This window comes from Streptomyces sp. NPDC044044 (assembly GCF_056434405.1).
The window spans coordinates 134,127-150,993 of record NZ_JBWKFG010000011.1 but is presented as its reverse complement, the minus strand read 5'-3'; the positions used below and the strand labels follow the sequence as shown (position 1 = coordinate 150,993).

At 71.1% G+C, this 16,867-nt stretch carries 18 protein-coding genes; 6 read left to right on the top strand and 12 right to left on the bottom strand.

Translation table 11 applies throughout. From position 1 onward, the window contains the following. Positions 1 to 24: 24 nt before the first annotated feature. Genes AC07AG_RS36655 through AC07AG_RS36645 form a run of 3 tightly spaced genes read right to left on the bottom strand, consistent with a single transcriptional unit; the run spans position 25 to position 1,917 of the window. A complete protein-coding gene (locus AC07AG_RS36655; RefSeq protein WP_478760821.1) occupies positions 25 to 798 on the bottom strand; it encodes a DUF3710 domain-containing protein in 774 nt (257 codons plus the stop codon). 1 nt (position 799) lies between these two features. Next, entirely contained in the window at positions 800 to 1,336 is a 537-nt protein-coding gene (dut, locus tag AC07AG_RS36650; protein WP_361052273.1) for a dUTP diphosphatase, read from the bottom strand. Further along, positions 1,333 to 1,917, bottom strand: a complete 585-nt coding sequence (locus AC07AG_RS36645) for a PaaI family thioesterase (protein ID WP_249587267.1) — start codon at positions 1,915 to 1,917, stop codon at positions 1,333 to 1,335. Before AC07AG_RS36645 ends, dut begins: the two co-directional genes overlap by 4 nt. Before the next feature lie 58 nt (positions 1,918 to 1,975). On the opposite strand from AC07AG_RS36645, the gene AC07AG_RS36640 reads away from it, so the two are divergent. After that, on the top strand, positions 1,976 to 2,422 hold the full coding sequence (locus tag AC07AG_RS36640) for a DUF3093 domain-containing protein (protein WP_478760819.1): 447 nt from the start codon (positions 1,976 to 1,978) through the stop codon (positions 2,420 to 2,422). A gap of 93 nt (positions 2,423 to 2,515) precedes the next feature. Here the strand turns inward: AC07AG_RS36640 and AC07AG_RS36635 are convergent, their stop codons facing one another. The 4 genes from AC07AG_RS36635 to AC07AG_RS36620 all read right to left on the bottom strand — a co-directional run bounded on the left by AC07AG_RS36635 (position 2,516) and on the right by AC07AG_RS36620 (position 6,041). Beyond that, positions 2,516 to 3,445 (bottom strand): hypothetical protein, encoded by a 930-nt coding sequence (locus AC07AG_RS36635; RefSeq protein ID WP_478760817.1) that lies wholly within the window; start codon positions 3,443 to 3,445, stop codon positions 2,516 to 2,518. Positions 3,446 to 3,458: 13 nt separating this feature from the next. Next, positions 3,459 to 3,755: a DUF4193 domain-containing protein gene (locus tag AC07AG_RS36630; RefSeq protein WP_055544889.1), complete on the bottom strand. Its 297-nt coding sequence runs from the start codon at positions 3,753 to 3,755 to the stop codon at positions 3,459 to 3,461. Positions 3,756 to 4,148: 393 nt separating this feature from the next. Next, the gene (locus AC07AG_RS36625) at positions 4,149 to 5,381 is read right to left on the bottom strand and encodes a sensor histidine kinase (protein ID WP_478760815.1); all 1,233 of its coding nucleotides are present in this window, start codon (positions 5,379 to 5,381) and stop codon (positions 4,149 to 4,151) included. 6 nt (positions 5,382 to 5,387) lie between these two features. Next, the gene (locus AC07AG_RS36620; protein WP_135331070.1) at positions 5,388 to 6,041 is read right to left on the bottom strand and encodes a response regulator transcription factor; all 654 of its coding nucleotides are present in this window, start codon (positions 6,039 to 6,041) and stop codon (positions 5,388 to 5,390) included. Between the two features lie 308 nt (positions 6,042 to 6,349). Between AC07AG_RS36620 and AC07AG_RS36615 the strand changes: the two genes are divergently transcribed. Continuing rightward, the gene (locus tag AC07AG_RS36615) at positions 6,350 to 6,523 is read left to right on the top strand and encodes a hypothetical protein (protein WP_167357823.1); all 174 of its coding nucleotides are present in this window, start codon (positions 6,350 to 6,352) and stop codon (positions 6,521 to 6,523) included. Between the two features lie 115 nt (positions 6,524 to 6,638). Here the strand turns inward: AC07AG_RS36615 and AC07AG_RS36610 are convergent, their stop codons facing one another. Both AC07AG_RS36610 and AC07AG_RS36605 read right to left on the bottom strand, forming a co-directional pair. Next, a complete protein-coding gene (locus AC07AG_RS36610; protein ID WP_478760813.1) occupies positions 6,639 to 7,451 on the bottom strand; it encodes an inositol monophosphatase family protein in 813 nt (270 codons plus the stop codon). Between the two features lie 23 nt (positions 7,452 to 7,474). Beyond that, positions 7,475 to 8,602: a ferrochelatase gene (locus tag AC07AG_RS36605; protein WP_478760811.1), complete on the bottom strand. Its 1,128-nt coding sequence runs from the start codon at positions 8,600 to 8,602 to the stop codon at positions 7,475 to 7,477. Between the two features lie 156 nt (positions 8,603 to 8,758). Between AC07AG_RS36605 and AC07AG_RS36600 the strand changes: the two genes are divergently transcribed. Together AC07AG_RS36600 and AC07AG_RS36595 are read left to right on the top strand one after the other, a co-directional pair. Next, a complete protein-coding gene (locus AC07AG_RS36600; RefSeq protein WP_478760810.1) occupies positions 8,759 to 10,006 on the top strand; it encodes an MFS transporter in 1,248 nt (415 codons plus the stop codon). Beyond that, entirely contained in the window at positions 9,957 to 11,285 is a 1,329-nt protein-coding gene (locus AC07AG_RS36595) for a D-arabinono-1,4-lactone oxidase (RefSeq protein WP_478760808.1), read from the top strand. Before AC07AG_RS36600 ends, AC07AG_RS36595 begins: the two co-directional genes overlap by 50 nt. 27 nt (positions 11,286 to 11,312) lie before the next feature. Here the strand turns inward: AC07AG_RS36595 and AC07AG_RS36590 are convergent, their stop codons facing one another. Beyond that, positions 11,313 to 12,521 (bottom strand): hypothetical protein, encoded by a 1,209-nt coding sequence (locus AC07AG_RS36590; protein ID WP_478760807.1) that lies wholly within the window; start codon positions 12,519 to 12,521, stop codon positions 11,313 to 11,315. Positions 12,522 to 12,982: 461 nt separating this feature from the next. On the opposite strand from AC07AG_RS36590, the gene sepH reads away from it, so the two are divergent. Further along, entirely contained in the window at positions 12,983 to 14,080 is a 1,098-nt protein-coding gene (gene sepH / locus AC07AG_RS36585; protein ID WP_478760805.1) for a septation protein SepH, read from the top strand. A 96-nt stretch (positions 14,081 to 14,176) separates the two neighbouring features. Here sepH and AC07AG_RS36580 read toward each other — a convergent pair whose 3' ends face one another. Beyond that, positions 14,177 to 15,031: a sulfurtransferase gene (locus AC07AG_RS36580; protein ID WP_478760804.1), complete on the bottom strand. Its 855-nt coding sequence runs from the start codon at positions 15,029 to 15,031 to the stop codon at positions 14,177 to 14,179. A gap of 322 nt (positions 15,032 to 15,353) precedes the next feature. Here AC07AG_RS36580 and AC07AG_RS36575 point away from each other — a divergent pair, with 322 nt between their 5' ends. Continuing rightward, a complete protein-coding gene (locus tag AC07AG_RS36575; RefSeq protein ID WP_478760803.1) occupies positions 15,354 to 16,160 on the top strand; it encodes a VOC family protein in 807 nt (268 codons plus the stop codon). Between the two features lies 1 nt (position 16,161). Here the strand turns inward: AC07AG_RS36575 and AC07AG_RS36570 are convergent, their stop codons facing one another. Beyond that, on the bottom strand, positions 16,162 to 16,821 hold the full coding sequence (locus AC07AG_RS36570; RefSeq protein ID WP_249587279.1) for a thymidine kinase: 660 nt from the start codon (positions 16,819 to 16,821) through the stop codon (positions 16,162 to 16,164). Between the last annotated feature and the right edge of the window lie 46 nt (positions 16,822 to 16,867).

The window sequence follows — 16,867 nt, the reverse complement described above, 5'->3', positions numbered from 1 at the left end:
GGCGCCTCGGCACGTCTGGGGCGCCTAGCGCACCTCGGTGATCTCAGGGCCCCGCTGGAGCTGGCCCATGCCGCCGGAGAAGCGCGAGCCCTCCTGCTGCTCCTGCTGGACCGCGCCCTCGGCGACCATCTGGGCGTCGTCCGGCAGCTTCAGGACGATCGGGTCGCGGGGGGCCATCGGGCCGTCGCCGCGCACGATGACGGTGTCCCGGAAGATCTGCTCGAGGAGACCCGCGGCCTGCGGCTGCACCGCGCCCTGGCCGGAGATGACCCCGCGCAGGAACCACCGCGGACCGTCGACACCGATGAAGCGCACGACCTGCACGCCGCCCGTGCCGTCCGGCAGCTGCACCGGAACCTGCGCACGCAGCTCCCAGCCGAGGGGGCCCTCGACCTCGTCGATGACACCGCCCTGCTGAGTGATGCCCGCGGCGATCTCCTCGCGGACCTCGCCCCAGATGCCCTGCTTCTTGGGGGCGGCGAAGCCCTGGAGCTGGATGGCGCTGTCCTGGAGCACGACGGTCGCGGCGACGATCGCGTCTCCCGCGACCTCCACCCGCAGCTCCATGCCCTCGACACCCGGCACGAAGAGTCCGCCCAGGTCCACGCGGCCCTCGCCGGGCTCCCGGACTTCCGAGACGTCCCAGGGACCGTCGGGGCGGGGCTCGGGCTCGAGCCTCACGCGCGACGACGCGGCGGCCGTGTCATCACTGTCAGCACCGTCAGGGTCCCCGACGACCTGCTCGGCCTCGCCCGCCGCGTCCTCGGCGGCACTGTCCTTCTTGCGACGTCCGAACACGTCACTGTCCTTCCCGGTCAGATACGACCGATGCGTATCGATTCCCACCCGTTTGTTCACCCGGGCCTGTGCCCACGGCGGCATGGCCGCCGGTGGACCCGAAGCCCCCCTCGGCCCGCGCCGAGTCGGGAAGCTCCGCCACCTCCCGGAAGCGCACCTTCTCGACCTGCTGGACGACCAGTTGGGCAATCCGGTCGAAGCGCTCGAACCGCACGCGTTCGCGCGGGTCGAGATTCACCACGATCACCTTGATCTCTCCACGGTACCCGGCATCCACCGTCCCTGGGGCATTCACCAGGGCGACACCGCAGCGGGCGGCGAGACCGGAACGAGGGTGCACGAAGGCCGCGTACCCCTCGGGCAGTGCGATAGACACACCGGTGGGCAGCACCACCCGCTCGCCCGGGGCGAGTTCGTGGGCTTCGGTGGTCCGCAGATCCGCTCCGGCGTCGCCGGGCTGCGCGTACGACGGCAGCGGTACTTCGGAGTCGACGCGACGGATCAGGACGTCGAGCTCCGGGCGGGGGGCGGGGGTCACGGGTTCACCTCGAAAGCGCGTGCGCGGCGGAGCTGGTCCGGGTCGTCCATGGCGGCCCGGATCTCCTCCGGGCGGCCGTTCTCGACGAAGTGGTCGACCTTGACCTCGATGAAGAGGGCCTTGGCGCGGACGGCGACGGGCCCCTCGGGGCCGCCGATCCGCCCGGTGGCCCGGGAGTAGATCTTCCGTCCCGCGACGGCGGTCACCTCGGCCTCGAGGAAGAGCACGGTGCCGAGCGGCACGGGCAGCGCGAAGTCGGTCTCGAGCCGTCCGGTCACGGCGATCACCCGCAGCAGCCAGTTCAGCGAGCCGAGCGTCTCGTCGAGCGCCGTGGCGAGCACTCCGCCGTGGGCCAGGCCGGGAGCACCCTGGTGGGCCTCGCGGACGGTGAACTCGGCGGTGACGGCCACGCCTTCACCGGCGTACGCCGCGAGGTGCAGCCCGTGGGCCTGCCCTTCACCACAGCCGAAACAGTGCTCGTAATGGGCTCCGATGAGCTCCCCGGGGGCGGGCGCGTCGGGGTGGCGGACGGGCGCTATGGCGTCGGCCGGGGGCGTCAGAGCTGCAGAAGTACCACTCACAGCCGCAGACCTTACCCGCGAGTCCAGTGACTCAGCTCATCGTGCCAAGCTTGGCTGCATGCAGCCTTACGAAGAACGCCTGACGGCGCCCCGTTCCTGGTGGCTTGTCTCGCTCCTGGTCGGCGTCGCGATGGCACTGATCATGCTCCCCTTCGGGACCCTGCCGCTGCTCGGCGGCCTGGTCGCCGGCACGGCGGTCGCCGCGGTCGTCACCAGTTCGTACGGCTCCCCCCGGATCCGCGTGGTGGCGGGCTCGCTCGTCGTGGGTGACGCGAAGATCCCGGTCTCCGCCCTGGGCGAGCCGGTGGTGCTCGACGCGGAGGAGGCGCGCGCCTGGCGCGGCCCGAAGGCCGACCCGCGCGCCTTCATGCTGCTGCGCGCCTACATCCCCACGGCGCTGCGCGTGGAGATCACGGACCCGCAGGACCCGACTCCGTACGTGTACGTGTCGACGCGGAACCCCGAGGCGCTCGCGGCAGCACTGACCGCGGTGCGGACTTCTTAGGCATCTGCCGCCCGCGAATCTGCGGCTCGGGAATCTGTTGCCCGGGGACATGCGACCCGGGCTTCTCGGGGACCTGCTGCGGGGTCTGCCGCGTCAGCGCCCCAGCTCCTTGCGCAGGCCGCCGGGGTGCAGCGGGTCCAGAGGCCTCACGGGCTGCTCAAGGGGCGGCAGCTCGGGCAGGGCGTCCCAGGGCACCTGCGCCCTCCGCAGGTCCGCACGGACCCGCTCAGCGAGCTTCTTGGTGTCTCGGCGGTTCATGACCGCCCCCACTGCGGCGCCCACCATGAAGGGCATCAGGTTCGGGAGGTTCCGCACCATGCGCTTCATGATCTGCTGGCGCAGCTCGCGCTTCATCTGGCCGCCGAGCGCGGCGTTGATCGACGCGGGCTTCACCACGTCGATGCCCCGCTCCTCGGTCCACGCGGTGAGGTAGGCGGTGCTGCGCTCCTTGAGATTGCCCGGCGGACGCAGGCCGTAGACCTCGTGGAGTTCGGCGATCAGCTTCAGCTCGATGGCCGCTACGCCGGTGATCTCGGCGGCCATCTCCGCGGGCATCGCGGGCGGCACGGGCATCATCGCCGCGGCGCCGACTCCGGCCCCGACCGTCGAGGTTCCGTTGGCCGCGCCGGAGATGAGTTTGTCCGCGAGCTGCTCCGGGTCAAGGCCCGGGAACTGCTTGCGGAGGGTGCCCAGGTCGCGGATCGGGACCCGCGGGGCGTTCTCGATGATCCGGTCGGCGAGATAGCCGATACCGGCCTTGGCGCCGCGTCCGCTCATGCGTACGCCCGCCTTGACTCCGTCCGTGACGGCGGCAACGCGGCCCTTGGACCCATGGGCCCTGGACGCCTTGTCGGCCGCCGTCTCGTCGTCTGCCACCGCTGGTGCGTTCGCCGGTCCGAGCGAGGCCGTTCCTGTGGGGGAAGAGCCCCGCTCGTCGTCACGTACGCCGCCGTCGGCAGCGCTCTGTTGGTCCGCTCCGCGCTTGCGGAAGCGGCGCTTCCTCGGCGGGGTCGAGCCTGTCACGGCCGACCCTGCCCTAGTCGCAGTCGCGGCAGATCGGCTGGCCGTTCTTCTCCCTGGCCAGCTGGCTGCGGTGGTGCACCAGGAAGCAGCTCATGCAGGTGAACTCGTCCTGCTGCTTCGGGAGCACCCGAACGGCGAGCTCCTCGTTCGAAAGGTCCGCGCCGGGCAGCTCAAGGCCCTCTGCGGCCTCGAACTCGTCGACGTCTACGGCCGACGTCGACTTGTCGTTCCGACGCGCCTTGAGTTCCTCGATGCTGTCCTCGTTGACGTCATCGTCGGTCTTACGTGGGGTGTCGTAGTCCGTTGCCATGTCGCTCTCCCCCTCTGGGTGTCTGCGGTGTCTCAGCGCACGTAACGCGTGAGAGGCCGGACTTGTGCCCGACCTGAGGCGGAGATTTTGCCTCACATCAAGGTCTGTTACTCAATCGACACCCAACCGCACCCCTGAAGAGGTGATCGGTTTGGATGGCGATCGGGACCGTACACGGTCCGAATGTCGCACTTCACAGGCGCCACCCCGTGTACTTCCCGTGATCAAGACCCCTGAAAACCCGGATTTTCCCGGCTTTCCAACGACTTTCACGATCACGGAGAGTAGATGGCCGAAAATTCGCCCCTGTGATCGATCGCACATGAAACATCCAGGAACGGGTCCCGAAAATTCCGCGCAAAGCGAACACGTCGGCGCGTCCGCGGCAGCATCTCAGAGAGGAAGGGTGACTCGCATCACGAGCCCTCCCCCCTCGCGCGGCTCCGCGATGATACGGCCCCCGTGGGCCCTCGCCACCGACCGGGCGATCGACAGGCCGAGTCCGACGCCCTTGTCGCTGCCCGTGCGCTCGGTCCGCAGCCGCCGGAACGGCTCGAAGAGGTTGTCGATCTCGTAGGCGGGCACCACGGGGCCCGTGTTCGTCACCACCAGGACCGCCTGGCCGTGCTGGGCCTCCGTGGTGGCCTCCACCCATCCGTCGTCCGGCACGTTGTACCTGACGGCGTTCTGGACGAGGTTCAGGGCGATCCGCTCCAGGAGGACTCCATTGCCCTGGACGACGGCAGGTGCCCGCTCCCCGCGGATCTCCACGCCCTTCGCGTCGGCCTCGGACCGCACCTGGTCGACGGCGCGGTCGGCGACCTCGGCGAGGTCGACCGGCTTGCGCTCCACGATCTGGTTGTCGCTGCGGGCGAGGAGCAGCAGGCCCTCCACGAGCTGTTCACTGCGCTCGTTCGTGGCCAGGAGCGTCTTGCCGAGCTGATGGAGCTCGGGCGGCGCCCCCGGGTCGGAGAGGTGCACCTCGAGCAGCGTGCGGTTGATCGCCAAGGGGGTGCGCAGCTCGTGGGAGGCGTTCCCGACGAACCGCTGCTGCGCGGTGAAGGCCCGCTCCAGACGGTCGAGCATCTCGTCGAAGGTGTCCGAGAGCTCCTTCAACTCGTCGTCGGGCCCGTCCAGTTCGATGCGCCGGGACAGGTCCGTGCCGGCCACCCTGCGCGCGGTGCGCGTGATGCGGCCGAGCGGCGACAGGACACGGCCCGCCATCGCGTAGCCGAAGGCGAAGGCGATCACCGCGAGCCCGAGGAGGGCGAGCAGCGAGCGGCTCAGGAGGTTGTCCAGGGCGTGCTGGCGCTGTTCGTTGACGCAGGCGTTCATGGCGCTGTTGAGCTCACCGGCGGACGGGCTGGTCGGGAAGTTGCAGGTGTCGCTGGCCACCCGGCCGGAGATGATCTTGAACGGCAGGTCGCTGCCCACGTTCAGGGCCTGCGCGGCAAGGAGATAGATGATCGAGAGCAGCAGGATGCCCGCGATCAGGAACATGCCGCCGTAGAGCAGCGTGAGCCGTATGCGGATCGTGGGACGCAGCCACGGGAAGGGCGCTTCGGCCTTCCTGGGGTCCCAGGTGGGTTTCGGAGGCGCTGCTGGTGGCGCCGGGGTCGCGGCCACCGGGGATCAGATCCGGTAGCCGGAGCCGGGCACCGTCACGATGACGGCGGGCTCGCCGAGCTTCCGCCGCAGGGTCATGACGGTCACCCGGACCACGTTCGTGAACGGGTCGGTGTTCTCGTCCCAGGCCTTCTCGAGCAGCTGCTCGGCGGAGACCACGGCACCCTCGCTGCGCAGCAGCACTTCCAGGACGGCGAACTCCTTGGGGGCGAGCTGGATCTCCTTGCCGTCGCGGAAGATCTCGCGGCGGTTCGGGTCGAGCTTGATCCCGGCGCGCTCCAGGACGGGCGGCAGCGGGACGCTCGTACGCCGGCCGAGGGCACGCACGCGTGCCGTGAGCTCGCTGAACGCGAAGGGCTTGGGGAGATAGTCGTCGGCGCCGATCTCCAGGCCCTCGACGCGGTCGCTGACGTCGCCCGACGCGGTGAGCATCAGGACGCGGGTCGGCATGCCGAGCTCGACGATCTTGCGGCAGACGTCGTCGCCGTGCACGAGCGGGAGGTCCCGGTCGAGCACCACGACGTCGTAGTCATTGACCCCGATGCGCTCCAGGGCGGCCGCTCCGTCGTACACGACGTCGACGGCCATGGCCTCCCGGCGCAGTCCGGTGGCCACCGCATCGGCGAGCAGTTGCTCGTCCTCGACGACGAGTACGCGCACGGCGCTGTCCTTCCTCTGTGCCCCTGCGGGCAGGTCTGTTCGTGGGGTGTGGCCTCCATCCTGCCCCTTTCGGCCATAAACCGGCTGTAAGGCGGAGTCCTGGCAGGGGAATGCGGGATTTACTCCGACGGTTGAGGTTTCCGTGGAAGGGAGCCCGGGGAGGACGACCTCACACCCGCGATCACGCTTTGTATGTGGCGCGCCACAACCCGCTTTCCGCAGGGCGGGCGGCTTGAGACGTGATCGCCCCTTCCTTGAGGGCACACCCCCGTGCCATCGACCCACGACCCAGCCGAGGGGGCGCAACCATGGACGCTTTTACCGCAGGACTGCTGCAGCGCATAAAGGCCACGGAGTCCGACCTCACGAAGGCCCGTGAGACGGGCGACGACTTCCTTGCCGAGGTCGAGCAGGCGGAGCTGGAAGATCTCCACCGCCTCGCCGCCGAGCACGGTGTGGAGGTCGGCGCACTGCACGCCTGACCCATTACGCGAGCCGCAAACCAAAGGGCCCCGGCATCTGTGGACGAGATGCCGGGGCCCTTCTGTGTGCGTCCATGCGCCTGGGTGAGGATGTCCGGCGGGGCCGGTCGGCCGGTCAGTCGTGCCAGGCGCCGAGCTCCTCCAGGCGGCCCTGCAGGTCCTCGAAGAGGCCGGGCGGGGCCGCGACGGTCAGCTCGCCCGAGAGGGCCTGACCGGGGCGTCCGCCGGTCAGCGCGCCGGCCTCCCGTGCGACGAGGTCACCGGCCGCGAAGTCCCACGGGTTGAGGCCGCGTTCGTAGTACGCGTCCAGGCGGCCGAGCGCGACGTCGCACAGGTCGATCGCCGCTGAGCCGCCGCGGCGGATGTCACGGACCAGCGGGATCAGCTGCCTGGCCACTTCGGCCTGGCGGGCGCGGCGCTGGGCGACGTACCCGAAGCCGGTGCCGACGAGGGCCTGTTCGAACGGGGGCGCGGGGCGGACGTGTGCGGGCCTGTCGTTGACGAAGGCGCCCTCTCCGAGGACCGCGCGGTAGGTCTCGCCGCGCATGGGGGCGTGCACCACGCCGACGAGTGTCTCGCCGTCCTTGCGGGCCGCGATGGACACGGACCAGTCGGGGCGTCCGTAGAGGTAGTTGACGGTGCCGTCGATCGGGTCGATCACCCACTGGACGCCGCTGCTGCCCTCGGAGCTCGCACCCTCCTCGCCGAGCACGCCGTCGTCCGGCCTGCGCTCGGCGAAGAAGTCGGTGATCAGCTTCTCGGACGCGATGTCCATCTCGGTGACGACGTCGACCGCGCTGCTCTTCGTGGCGGCCACGCCCAGGTCGTCCGGGCGCCCGTCGCGCAGGAAGGCGCCGGCGCGGTGCGCGGCCTCCAGGGCGGCGCCGAGGAGTTCGGCCTTCAGCTGCTGGTCTGCGGGGTCGGTCACGGTGCTCCTGGTGCGTTCGTGAGTTACGCGTACGGGCTGTCGGCGCCCGCGGCTGCGGGCTTCGGGGCGCGCGAGGGGCAGCAGCCCACCGGGCACAGGTCGTGGCTCGCGCCGAGCGCGCCCAGGGCGCAGGGCGCGACCTTGTGTCCGTTCTCCGTCGCGGCGCGCTCCAGGACCAGGTCGCGCACCGCCGCGGCGAACCGGGGATCGGCGCCGACGGTGGCCGAGCGGCGGACCGGCAGGCCCAGCTCCGCGGCCTTCGCCTCGGCCTCGGTGTCGAGGTCGTACAGGACCTCCATGTGGTCCGAGACGAAGCCGATCGGGACCATCACCACGGCGGGCGCGCCCGCGGCGTGCCGCTCCTCCAGGTGATCGCAGATGTCCGGCTCCAGCCACGGGATGTGCGGGGCGCCGCTGCGCGACTGGTAGACGAGCTGCCAGGGGTGCTCGACGCCCGTCTCCTCGCGCACCGCGTCGGCGATGAGCCGGGCCACGTCCAGGTGCTCCTCGACGTAGGCGCCACCGTCCCCGTGGTCCTCGGCGCGGCCCGAGCTGTCGGCGGCCGCGGTCGGGATCGAGTGCGTCGTGAAGGCGAGGTGCGCCCCTTCGCGTACGTCGCCGGGGAGCTCGGCCAGGGACTTCAGGACCCCGTCGATCATGGGGCGGACGAAGCCGGGGTGGTTGAAGTAGTGCCGCAGCTTGTCGACGCGCGGCACATCGAGGCCCTCGGACGCGAGCACGGCGAGGGACTCCGCCAGGTTCTCGCGGTACTGGCGGCAGCCCGAGTACGAGGCATACGCGCTGGTCGCCAGGACGAGCACGCGGCGGTGGCCGTCCTGGACGAGCTCGCGCAGGGTGTCGGTCAGGTAGGGCGCCCAGTTGCGGTTGCCCCAGTAGACCGGCAGGTCGAGGCCGTGCTCCGCGAAGTCCTTGCGCAGGGCGTCCAGGAGGGCGCGGTTCTGGTCGTTGATCGGGCTGACCCCGCCGAAGAGGAAGTAGTGCTGCCCCACCTCCTTGAGCCGCTCCTTGGGGATGCCGCGGCCCCGCGTCACGTTCTCCAGGAACGGGACGACGTCGTCGGGGCCTTCGGGGCCGCCGAACGAGAGCAGCAGCAGGGCGTCATAGGGAGAGGCATCAAGCGCATCGGACATACATCCGATCCTGCCACCCGCCGCTGACAGCCGAAAATCACGGTGCGGCTGGGCCTGTCGGAGCCGTAAGCTGTATTGGCCATCTTTACGCCTTACCGGGGGCGGCTCCGCGCATGGTCCGCACGGAGCCGCCCCGGCGCCTCAGCGGAGTTCCACGTGCCAAGCCCCTACCGCGCCATCTTCGCCGCCCCCGGCACCAAGGGGTTCTCCACCGCGGGCTTCCTCGGCCGGATGCCGCTGTCGATGATGGGCATCGGCATCGTGACGATGGTGTCCCAGCTCACCGGGCGGTACGGACTCGCGGGCGCGCTCTCCGCGACCGTCGCGCTCTCCGCCGCCGCGATCGGCCCGCAGATCTCGCGCCTGGTCGACCGGTACGGCCAGCGCCGCGTCCTCCGGCCCGCGACCCTGGCGTCCCTGGCCGCGGTGGCCGGACTCCTGCTCTGCGCGAAGTACGAACTCGCGGACTGGACGCTCTTCGCCTTCGCCGCCCTGGTGGGCTGTGTGCCGAGCGTGGGCTCGATGATCAGGGCGCGCTGGGCCGTCCTCTACCGCGACACCCCGCAGCTGCACACCGCGTACTCCTTCGAGTCCGTGGTCGACGAGATCTGCTTCATCTTCGGGCCGATCATCTCGATCGGGCTCTCCACGGTGTGGTTCCCCGAGGCCGGGCCGCTGCTCGCCGGGGTCTTCCTCGCCGTGGGCGTCTTCTGGCTGACCTCGCAGCGGGCCACCGAGCCCGTGCCGCACGGGCGTGAACACCACACCAAGGGCTCGGCGTTGCGTTCCGGAGGGCTCCAGGTCCTGGTCGCGACGTTCGTGGCGACGGGCGCGATCTTCGGGTCCATCGACGTGGTGACCGTGGCGTACGCCGAGGACCAGGGCCACAAGGCGGCGGCGAGCCTGGTGCTCGCGGTGTACGCGCTCGGCTCGTGCGTGGCCGGGGCCGCCTTCGGGCTCATGCACTTCAAGGGGGCGCCCGCCCCGAGGTGGCTGCTGGGTGTCTGTGCGATGGCCGTGAGTATGATCCCGCTTCAGTTGGTCGGGAACCTTCCGTTTCTGGCCGTGGCGTTGTTCATCGCGGGCCTCTCCATAGCGCCGACCATGATCACGACGATGGCCCTCGTCGAACAGCACGTACCACGCGCGAAGCTGACCGAGGGCATGACCTGGGTGAGCACCGGACTCGCGGTCGGCGTCGCGCTCGGCTCCTCAGCGGCCGGCTGGGTCATCGACGCGGCCGGATCGGACGCCGGGTACGCGGTTCCCGGTTGTTCCGGGGCCGCCGCGGTGGCGGTCGGGTTCCTGGGGTATCGCCGGCTGAAGAAGCCGGTTCCGCGACGGGGAGGGACCCATGAGCACGGCAGCGGGCAGCAGCGGGAAGAGCACAGCGGCGTGGCGTAACTGGGCGGGCAACGTCAGCGCCCGCCCGGCCAGGGAGGTCACCCCCGCGTCGGTCGACGAGCTCGGTGCCGCGCTGCGTCAGGCCAAGGACGACGGCCTCAGGGTGAAGCCGGTCGGCACGGGCCACTCCTTCACGGCGGCCGCGGCCACCGACGGCCTCCTGATACGCCCCGAACTCCTCACCGGGATCCGCAGGATCGACCGCGAGGCCGGCACCGTCACCGTGGAAGCGGGCACCCCGCTCAAGCGCCTGAACGCGGCACTCGCCCGCGAAGGCCTGTCGCTCACGAACATGGGCGACATCATGGAGCAGACGGTCTCCGGCGCGATCAGCACCGGGACGCACGGCACGGGCCGCGATTCGGCGTCGATCTCCGCACAGATCACGGCACTTGAGCTGGTCACCGCGGACGGCACGGTCCTCACCTGCTCCGAGAAGGAGAATCCCGAGGTCTTCGCGGCGGCCCGGATCGGCATCGGCGCACTCGGCGTGATCAGCGCGATCACCTTCGCCGTGGAGCCCGTCTTCTTCCTCACCGCCCGTGAGGAGCCGATGACCTTCGACAAGGTCACGAGCGAGTTCGACGCGCTCCACGCCGAGAACGAACACTTCGAGTTCTACTGGTTCCCGCACACCGGCAACTGCACCACCAAGCGCAACAACCGCAGCGTGGGCCCGGCCGCCCCTCCCGGCAAGGTGAGCGCCTTCGTAGAGGACGAAATTCTCTCCAACGGCCTCTTCCAGGTGGTCAACACGATCGGCAGGGCCGTCCCCGCGACCATCCCGGGCATCGCCAAGATCTCCAGCAAGGCGCTCTCCGCCCGTACCTACACGGACATCCCCTACAAGGTCTTCACCAGCCCGCGCCGCGTGCGCTTCGTGGAGATGGAGTACGCCGTTCCGCGGGCGGCCCTCGTCGAGACGCTGCGCGAGCTGAAGGCGATGGTGGAGCGCTCGAATCTGCGGATCAGCTTCCCCGTGGAGGTCCGCACGGCTCCCGCGGACGACATCACGCTCTCCACGGCCTCGGGCCGGGACAGCGCGTACATCGCGGTCCACATGTACCGGGGCACGCCCTACCAGGCGTACTTCACCGCCGCCGAGCGGATCTTCACGGCGCACGAGGGCAGGCCCCACTGGGGCAAGATCCACACGCGCGGCGCCGACTACTTCGCGCAGGCCTATCCGCGATTCGCCGAGTTCACGGCCCTGCGCGACCGCCTGGACCCGGACCGCCTGTTCGGCAACGACTACCTGCGCCGCGTCCTGGGCGACTGAGGCGGCCCGGGTGAACGGGACCGCCGCCTACGGGGTGGCGGTCTCTCCGCGCTGTACGTCGTTCCCGCTGCCGGTGTCGCCGCTGGACGGGGTCGGCGTCGGGGTCGGGGTGGGGGTCGGCGTGGGAGTCGGGTCCGTCTTCGAACCGTCGTCGTCACCGGAGTCCGAGCCGGAGCCGGAGTCCGAGCCCTTGTCGGGGTCGTCCTTCGAACCGGAGTCCGAGTCGTTGCCGTTTCCGCTGCCCGGCGACTGCGCGTCCGTCCCGTCCGGCTCGCGCGACGCGCCGCCGTCCTGCTGCGATCCGTCGTCCGTACCCGTGGAGGCGCCGTCGGACGGCTGCGTGGAGGGGTCGGTCGACGGCGTGGAGGGCTGTTGCTGCGAGTGGTTCCTGCCCGTGAAGCCGTTGCTGATCGTGGTGCCGCTGCCCCCGCTGAAGTCCTCGCCGGAGACGATCTCGTACGTCGTGATGCCGGCCATGGTGACGCCGAAGACCACCGCTGCCGCGACCAACGGCCGCTTCCAGCTTCGGATCTGCGTGCGATGTGTCATGCCCTCGGTGAACTCGCCCGAGGGGAACGGCGGTTCGGCCGGTTCCATCGGCACGGCAGGGCCCGCCTGGCGCAGCACGCGCGTCGCGTCGTCCCGGGGCACCAGCCGCGTGGCGTCGACCGACCCGAGCATCTGCGTCTTCTCGGCGTCGGCGTCGAGGTCCGCCACGGGCAGCAGGGTCGTGCGGTCCGCGTCGGCGTCCACCGTCACCGGCAGGACGGTCGTGCGGTCCGCGTCAGGGGCGGCGGGCAGCACGGACGTGGCGTCCGGCTCGACCGCTCTCCCCCATGTCGTCGTCACGGGCCCCGCCCCGGCGTGCGCCGTCGCTCCCGTGTACGCCGCCGCTCTGAACGTCTGAGCCACCGGCGCACCCGAGCCGTCGGTCAGCGGAACCTGCTGGGCACGCGGCTTGGCCTGCACCGCGACGTCACGTATCTGCTCGCCCGTGCGCCGGAAGAAGTGCTGGAAGATCGTGCCGCCACAGGTCGCGACCACGCTCACCAGGCCGGCGCCCAGGATCGTGCCGTAGACGCCGAAACTGGCGGCGAGCTTCGCCCCCACGACGGCGGCCACGGCGCTGCCCGCGACCTGCGGCAGACTCAGATCAAGGCGCCGCTTCTCCGTCGGCTCCTCCTGGCCCTTCGACTGACCCTTGGATTCCTCGCCGGAATCCGGCTTTTCACGCATCTCCGACCCTTGCCTGCCTTTCTCGACTGACTGCACGAGAAGGGACGTATGGGTGAAGGGGATAGTTCCGGTTCTGGAGATTCCGTGAAGTGTGCCACTCATGCACCACCCTGCCCGGGTATCCCGAGGCGCCAACTCCCGCCCCCCGTGAGAACTTCGGCGGCGCGGCGGACCACCCGCGTGGCCCGAATGGAGTACTGTTGCGAGCCCTGGGTCCGGTCTCCCACCTGGGTGCCCGGGGCCTTCCAGGACCGCCGGGAGGGGGCTCGCTGCACAGGGTGACCAAAGTGGTCACTGAGAGTTGCGAAGAGGTAACCGTGCCATAACGGCGACCTTGGGCCCATGCCCGACACGCCGGGCAACTCGGCAAGGTTGTGGCAGGCTGCACCCGGGCAGGCCACACTCGACTAGCGGAAGCAGCGACGCACGTGACGTCGGCAGGCACCACCCGGGAGGTTCCCATGCCCGAACTGCGTGTCGTGGCCGTCAGCAACGACGGCACACGGCTGGTGCTCAAAGCTGCGGACAGCACGGAGTACACGCTTCCGATCGACGAGCGACTGCGCGCGGCTGTGCGCGGCGACCGTCCGCGTCTCGGCCAGATCGAGATCGAGGTGGAGAGCCACCTCCGCCCCCGCGACATCCAGGCACGGATACGTGCCGGTGCCAGCGCGGAGGAAGTCGCCTCGCTCGCCGGAATCCCCGTCGATCGCGTCCGCCGCTTCGAGGGACCCGTGCTGGCCGAGCGCGCCTTCATGGCCGAGCGGGCCCGGAAGACCCCCGTGCGCCGTCCCGGCGAGAACACCGGACCCCAGCTCGGCGAGGCCGTCTCGGAGCGACTGCTCCTGCGCGGCGCCGACAAGGAAACGGTCCAGTGGGACTCCTGGCGCCGCGACGACGGCACCTGGGAGGTCCTGCTCGTCTACCGCGTCGCGACCGAACCGCACTCCGCGAGCTGGACGTACGACCCGCCACGGCGGCTCGTGCAGGCCGTGGACGACGAGGCGCGCTCGCTGATCGGCGAGACGGACGACATCGCCGCGCCCGAGCCCAGCTTCCCGTTCGTGCCGCGCATCGCCCGGCTGCCCCGGGACAGGCCCTCGCTCGACCGGCCGCTCGACCGCGCCCTGGACCGGCAGTTGGAGCGCCCGACCGCGCCGATGCCCCCGGAGCCTTCGGAAGAGGGAGCGGCCACCGCCGCGACCGCGGCCGTCTCCGAGTCGGAGCGGGACTCGCTCACCAGCCTCCTGGAGGCGGTGCCGAGCTTCCGGGGCGACATGATCGTGCCGGAGCGCCCCGCGCTGCCGTCCCCGGATCTCCCGCCGTCGGAGGAGCCCGAGCAGGACCCGGAGGCCGAGGAGCCCCCCGCGGCGTCGGCCGGGGCGGGTTCCGCGTACGCGGACGTCCTGATGCCGCGCTCGGTGGCCAGCCACCGCGACCGCCTCGTCGGCACCACCGACCGCCAGGCGGAGGCCGACGGCGTCCGTCCCGGGCGCCGCGCGGCGGTGCCGAGCTGGGACGAGATCGTCTTCGGCACGCGCCGCAAGAAGCAGGAGTAGTACACGTCGTCGAATAGCTCGTCGTCGTACGCGGCCGGGGCCCCGCACCGTGCAGGTGCGGGGCCCCGGCCGCGTACTGCCGCCGCGTGCCGCCCGCTACTGCGGATCCGGCCCCTTGGCCACCGGACGGGACTCGTCGGACGACCACTCCGACCACGAGCCCACGTACAGCGACGCCGGGATCCCCGCCACCGCCAGCGCGAGCACCTCATGGGCGCCGGACACGCCGGAGCCGCAGTAGACGCCCACCTCGGAAGTCCCGGACGCGCCCAGGGAGTTGAAGCGGTCCGCGAGATCGGCGGCCGGCCTGAAGGTGCCGTCCTCCGTGACGTTCTCCGTGGTCGGCGCGGAGACCGCGCCCGGGATGTGGCCGCCGACCCGGTCGATCGGCTCGACGTCACCGCGGTAGCGCTCGGCCGCGCGGGCGTCCAGGAGCAGCCCGGAGCGGGCCAGGGCCGCCGCGGCGTCGGCGTCGAGGAGGTCCGTGGTGTTCGTCTCCGGGACGAACGAGCCCTCGGCCTCCGGACGCTCGTCCCCCGCCTCCAGCGGGCCGCTCCACGCCGCGAGCCCGCCGTCGAGCACCCGCACCGAGGGATGCCCCGTCCAGCGCAGCAGCCACCAGGCGCGTGCGGCGGCCCAGCCCTGCCCGCCGTCGTACACGACCACGTCCCGGTCCGCCGAGACCCCGGCCGCCCGCATCACCGCTCCGAAGCGCTCCACGTCCGGCAGGGGGTGCCGTCCGGCCGAGCCCGCCGGGCCCGCGAGATCGGCGTCCAGATCGACGAAGACCGCCCCGGGGACATGGCCCTTCTCGTACTCGGCGCGCCCGTCGAAAGCGGGGGCGCCCGCCGCCTTGGCGGTGCTCAGCTGCCAGCGGATGTCCAGGAGCACTGGCGGGTCCTCGCCCGCCAAGTCGCTCGCGAGTTCGGATGCGGAGATGATGGCATTCATGGGCCCCATCCTTGCGTACAGGGTGGCCGCATCGGTCAGGTCCGGCTACCCTGCTCCGCCGGACGACCGCCGAACACGCGGCGTACGGAACCGGGCACGCCGTGTACTGCCGAACGACACCACTGAGCAATCGCGCGTTAACGGATGAGAAACGGCAAACCGGGCATCCTCTGAGCGGAGCCGGGTCAAGCGGCGCGGTCGGAGCGCGCGGCGCCACAGGTGGTGCGAGCATCTGCACGGGCGGGCAAACGCGCGACACAGGTACGCGCGTTCGAAAGCGGAAGCCGAGCGGCCACCATGACGGGCCGAGGAGAGAGTGACGATGACGGAGGCATGGGGGTCGACGGGTCAGCGTGACGGCTTGGGGGCCGTCCGCCGCACGCCCGGCACACCCACCTGGGTGAGCCTGATGGCGCATGGCCTGGCCGCGACCCAGGAGTTCTACGGAGCGTTGTTCGGCTGGGAGTTCCGGCCAGGCCCCGAGCAGCTCGGGCCCTACGTACGGGCGCTTCTCGACGGCCACGAGGTCGCCGGGATCGGTCAGCTGCCGCCCGATCACCATCTGCCGATCGCCTGGACGCCATACCTGGCGTCGGACGACGTGGACGCGACCGCCGAGGCCGTGCGGCACTGCTGCGGCACGATCGGCGTCGGCCCGCTGGACGCGGGCCCGGCCGGGCGGATGGCCATCGCGGTGGACCCCGCGGGCGCGGTGTTCGGCATCTGGCAGGCGGCGGAGCACCTGGGCGGCGCCCTCGTCGGGGAGCCCGGCGCGCCCGCCTGGAACGAACTGGTGACCCACGAGACGGCGGGCGTCGTCAAGTTCTACCAAGCGGTCTTCGGATACACCGAGGAGGCGGTCGTCTCGGCCGACTTCGACTACGTGACGCTCCAGGTCGATGGGCGTCCCGTGGCCTCGGTGCACGGCATGGGCCAGGCCCTGCCGCGGGACCGGGGCGCGCACTGGATGACGTACTTCGAAGTGGCCGACGTGGACGAGTCGGTGGAGCGGGTCGTCGAACTCGGCGGCCATGTCGTCAAGCCCGCGCGGGCCGGCACCCACGGGCGGGTGGCCACGGTCGCCGACCCGGAGGGCGCGGTCTTCACTCTCGTGCGCTCGGAGCGCTGACTCAGGCGCGGGTGGCCGCGTCGACCGGCAGCACGTCGGGCGACAGGGCGCCCGCGTGCGAGCTCGCCGCCGTCATCCTGCGCCTGTGGTGACGGCGGCACAGCACCTCGTAACCCACCTCGTCCGCCGCGTGGTTGACGTCCCCGACGACGACCTGGGCGCCTTCGACGACCATCGCACCGCCTATGGTGCGGGCGTTGTGGGTGGCACGTGCGCCGCACCAGCACAGGGCCTCGACCTGCAGCACCTCGACGCGGTCGGCGAGTTCGACCAGGCGCTGCGAGCCGGGGAAGAGCTTGGAGCGGAAGTCCGTGGTGATGCCGAACGCGAAGACGTCCAGGCCCAGGTCGTCGACGACGCGGGCCAGCTGGTCGATCTGCCCGGGGGCGAGGAACTGCGCCTCGTCCGCGATCACGTAGTCCGCGCGGCCGCCCTGCGAGAGGTGGTCGACGAGATGGGCGTAGAAGTCGAAGTCGTCCGCGGCCTCGATCGCGTCCGTGACGAGGCCGAGCCGCGAGGAGAGCTTGCCCTCGCCCGCGCGGTCGTCACGGGTGAAGATCATCCCCTTCAGGCCGCGGGTCGAGCGGTTGTGCTCGATCTGCAGAGCCAGCGTGCTCTTTCCGCAGTCCATCGTTCCGGAGAAGAACACCAGCTCGGGCATGGGGAGTTGAGGCCTTTCGAGGCGTACGGATTTCGGGGCGTACGAG

Coding starts and splice junctions, on each gene's coding strand:
- AC07AG_RS36640 (WP_478760819.1), top strand. CDS start 1,976: ATGCAGCCTTACGAAGAACGCCTGACGGCGCCCCGTTCCTGGTGGCTT.
- AC07AG_RS36630 (WP_055544889.1), bottom strand. CDS start 3,755: ATGGCAACGGACTACGACACCCCACGTAAGACCGACGATGACGTCAAC.
- AC07AG_RS36615 (WP_167357823.1), top strand. CDS start 6,350: ATGGACGCTTTTACCGCAGGACTGCTGCAGCGCATAAAGGCCACGGAG.
- AC07AG_RS36605 (WP_478760811.1), bottom strand. CDS start 8,602: ATGTCCGATGCGCTTGATGCCTCTCCCTATGACGCCCTGCTGCTGCTC.
- AC07AG_RS36595 (WP_478760808.1), top strand. CDS start 9,957: ATGAGCACGGCAGCGGGCAGCAGCGGGAAGAGCACAGCGGCGTGGCGT.
- AC07AG_RS36590 (WP_478760807.1), bottom strand. CDS start 12,521: ATGCGTGAAAAGCCGGATTCCGGCGAGGAATCCAAGGGTCAGTCGAAG.
- sepH (WP_478760805.1), top strand. CDS start 12,983: ATGCCCGAACTGCGTGTCGTGGCCGTCAGCAACGACGGCACACGGCTG.
- AC07AG_RS36580 (WP_478760804.1), bottom strand. CDS start 15,031: ATGAATGCCATCATCTCCGCATCCGAACTCGCGAGCGACTTGGCGGGC.
- AC07AG_RS36575 (WP_478760803.1), top strand. CDS start 15,354: ATGACGGAGGCATGGGGGTCGACGGGTCAGCGTGACGGCTTGGGGGCC.
- AC07AG_RS36570 (WP_249587279.1), bottom strand. CDS start 16,821: ATGCCCGAGCTGGTGTTCTTCTCCGGAACGATGGACTGCGGAAAGAGC.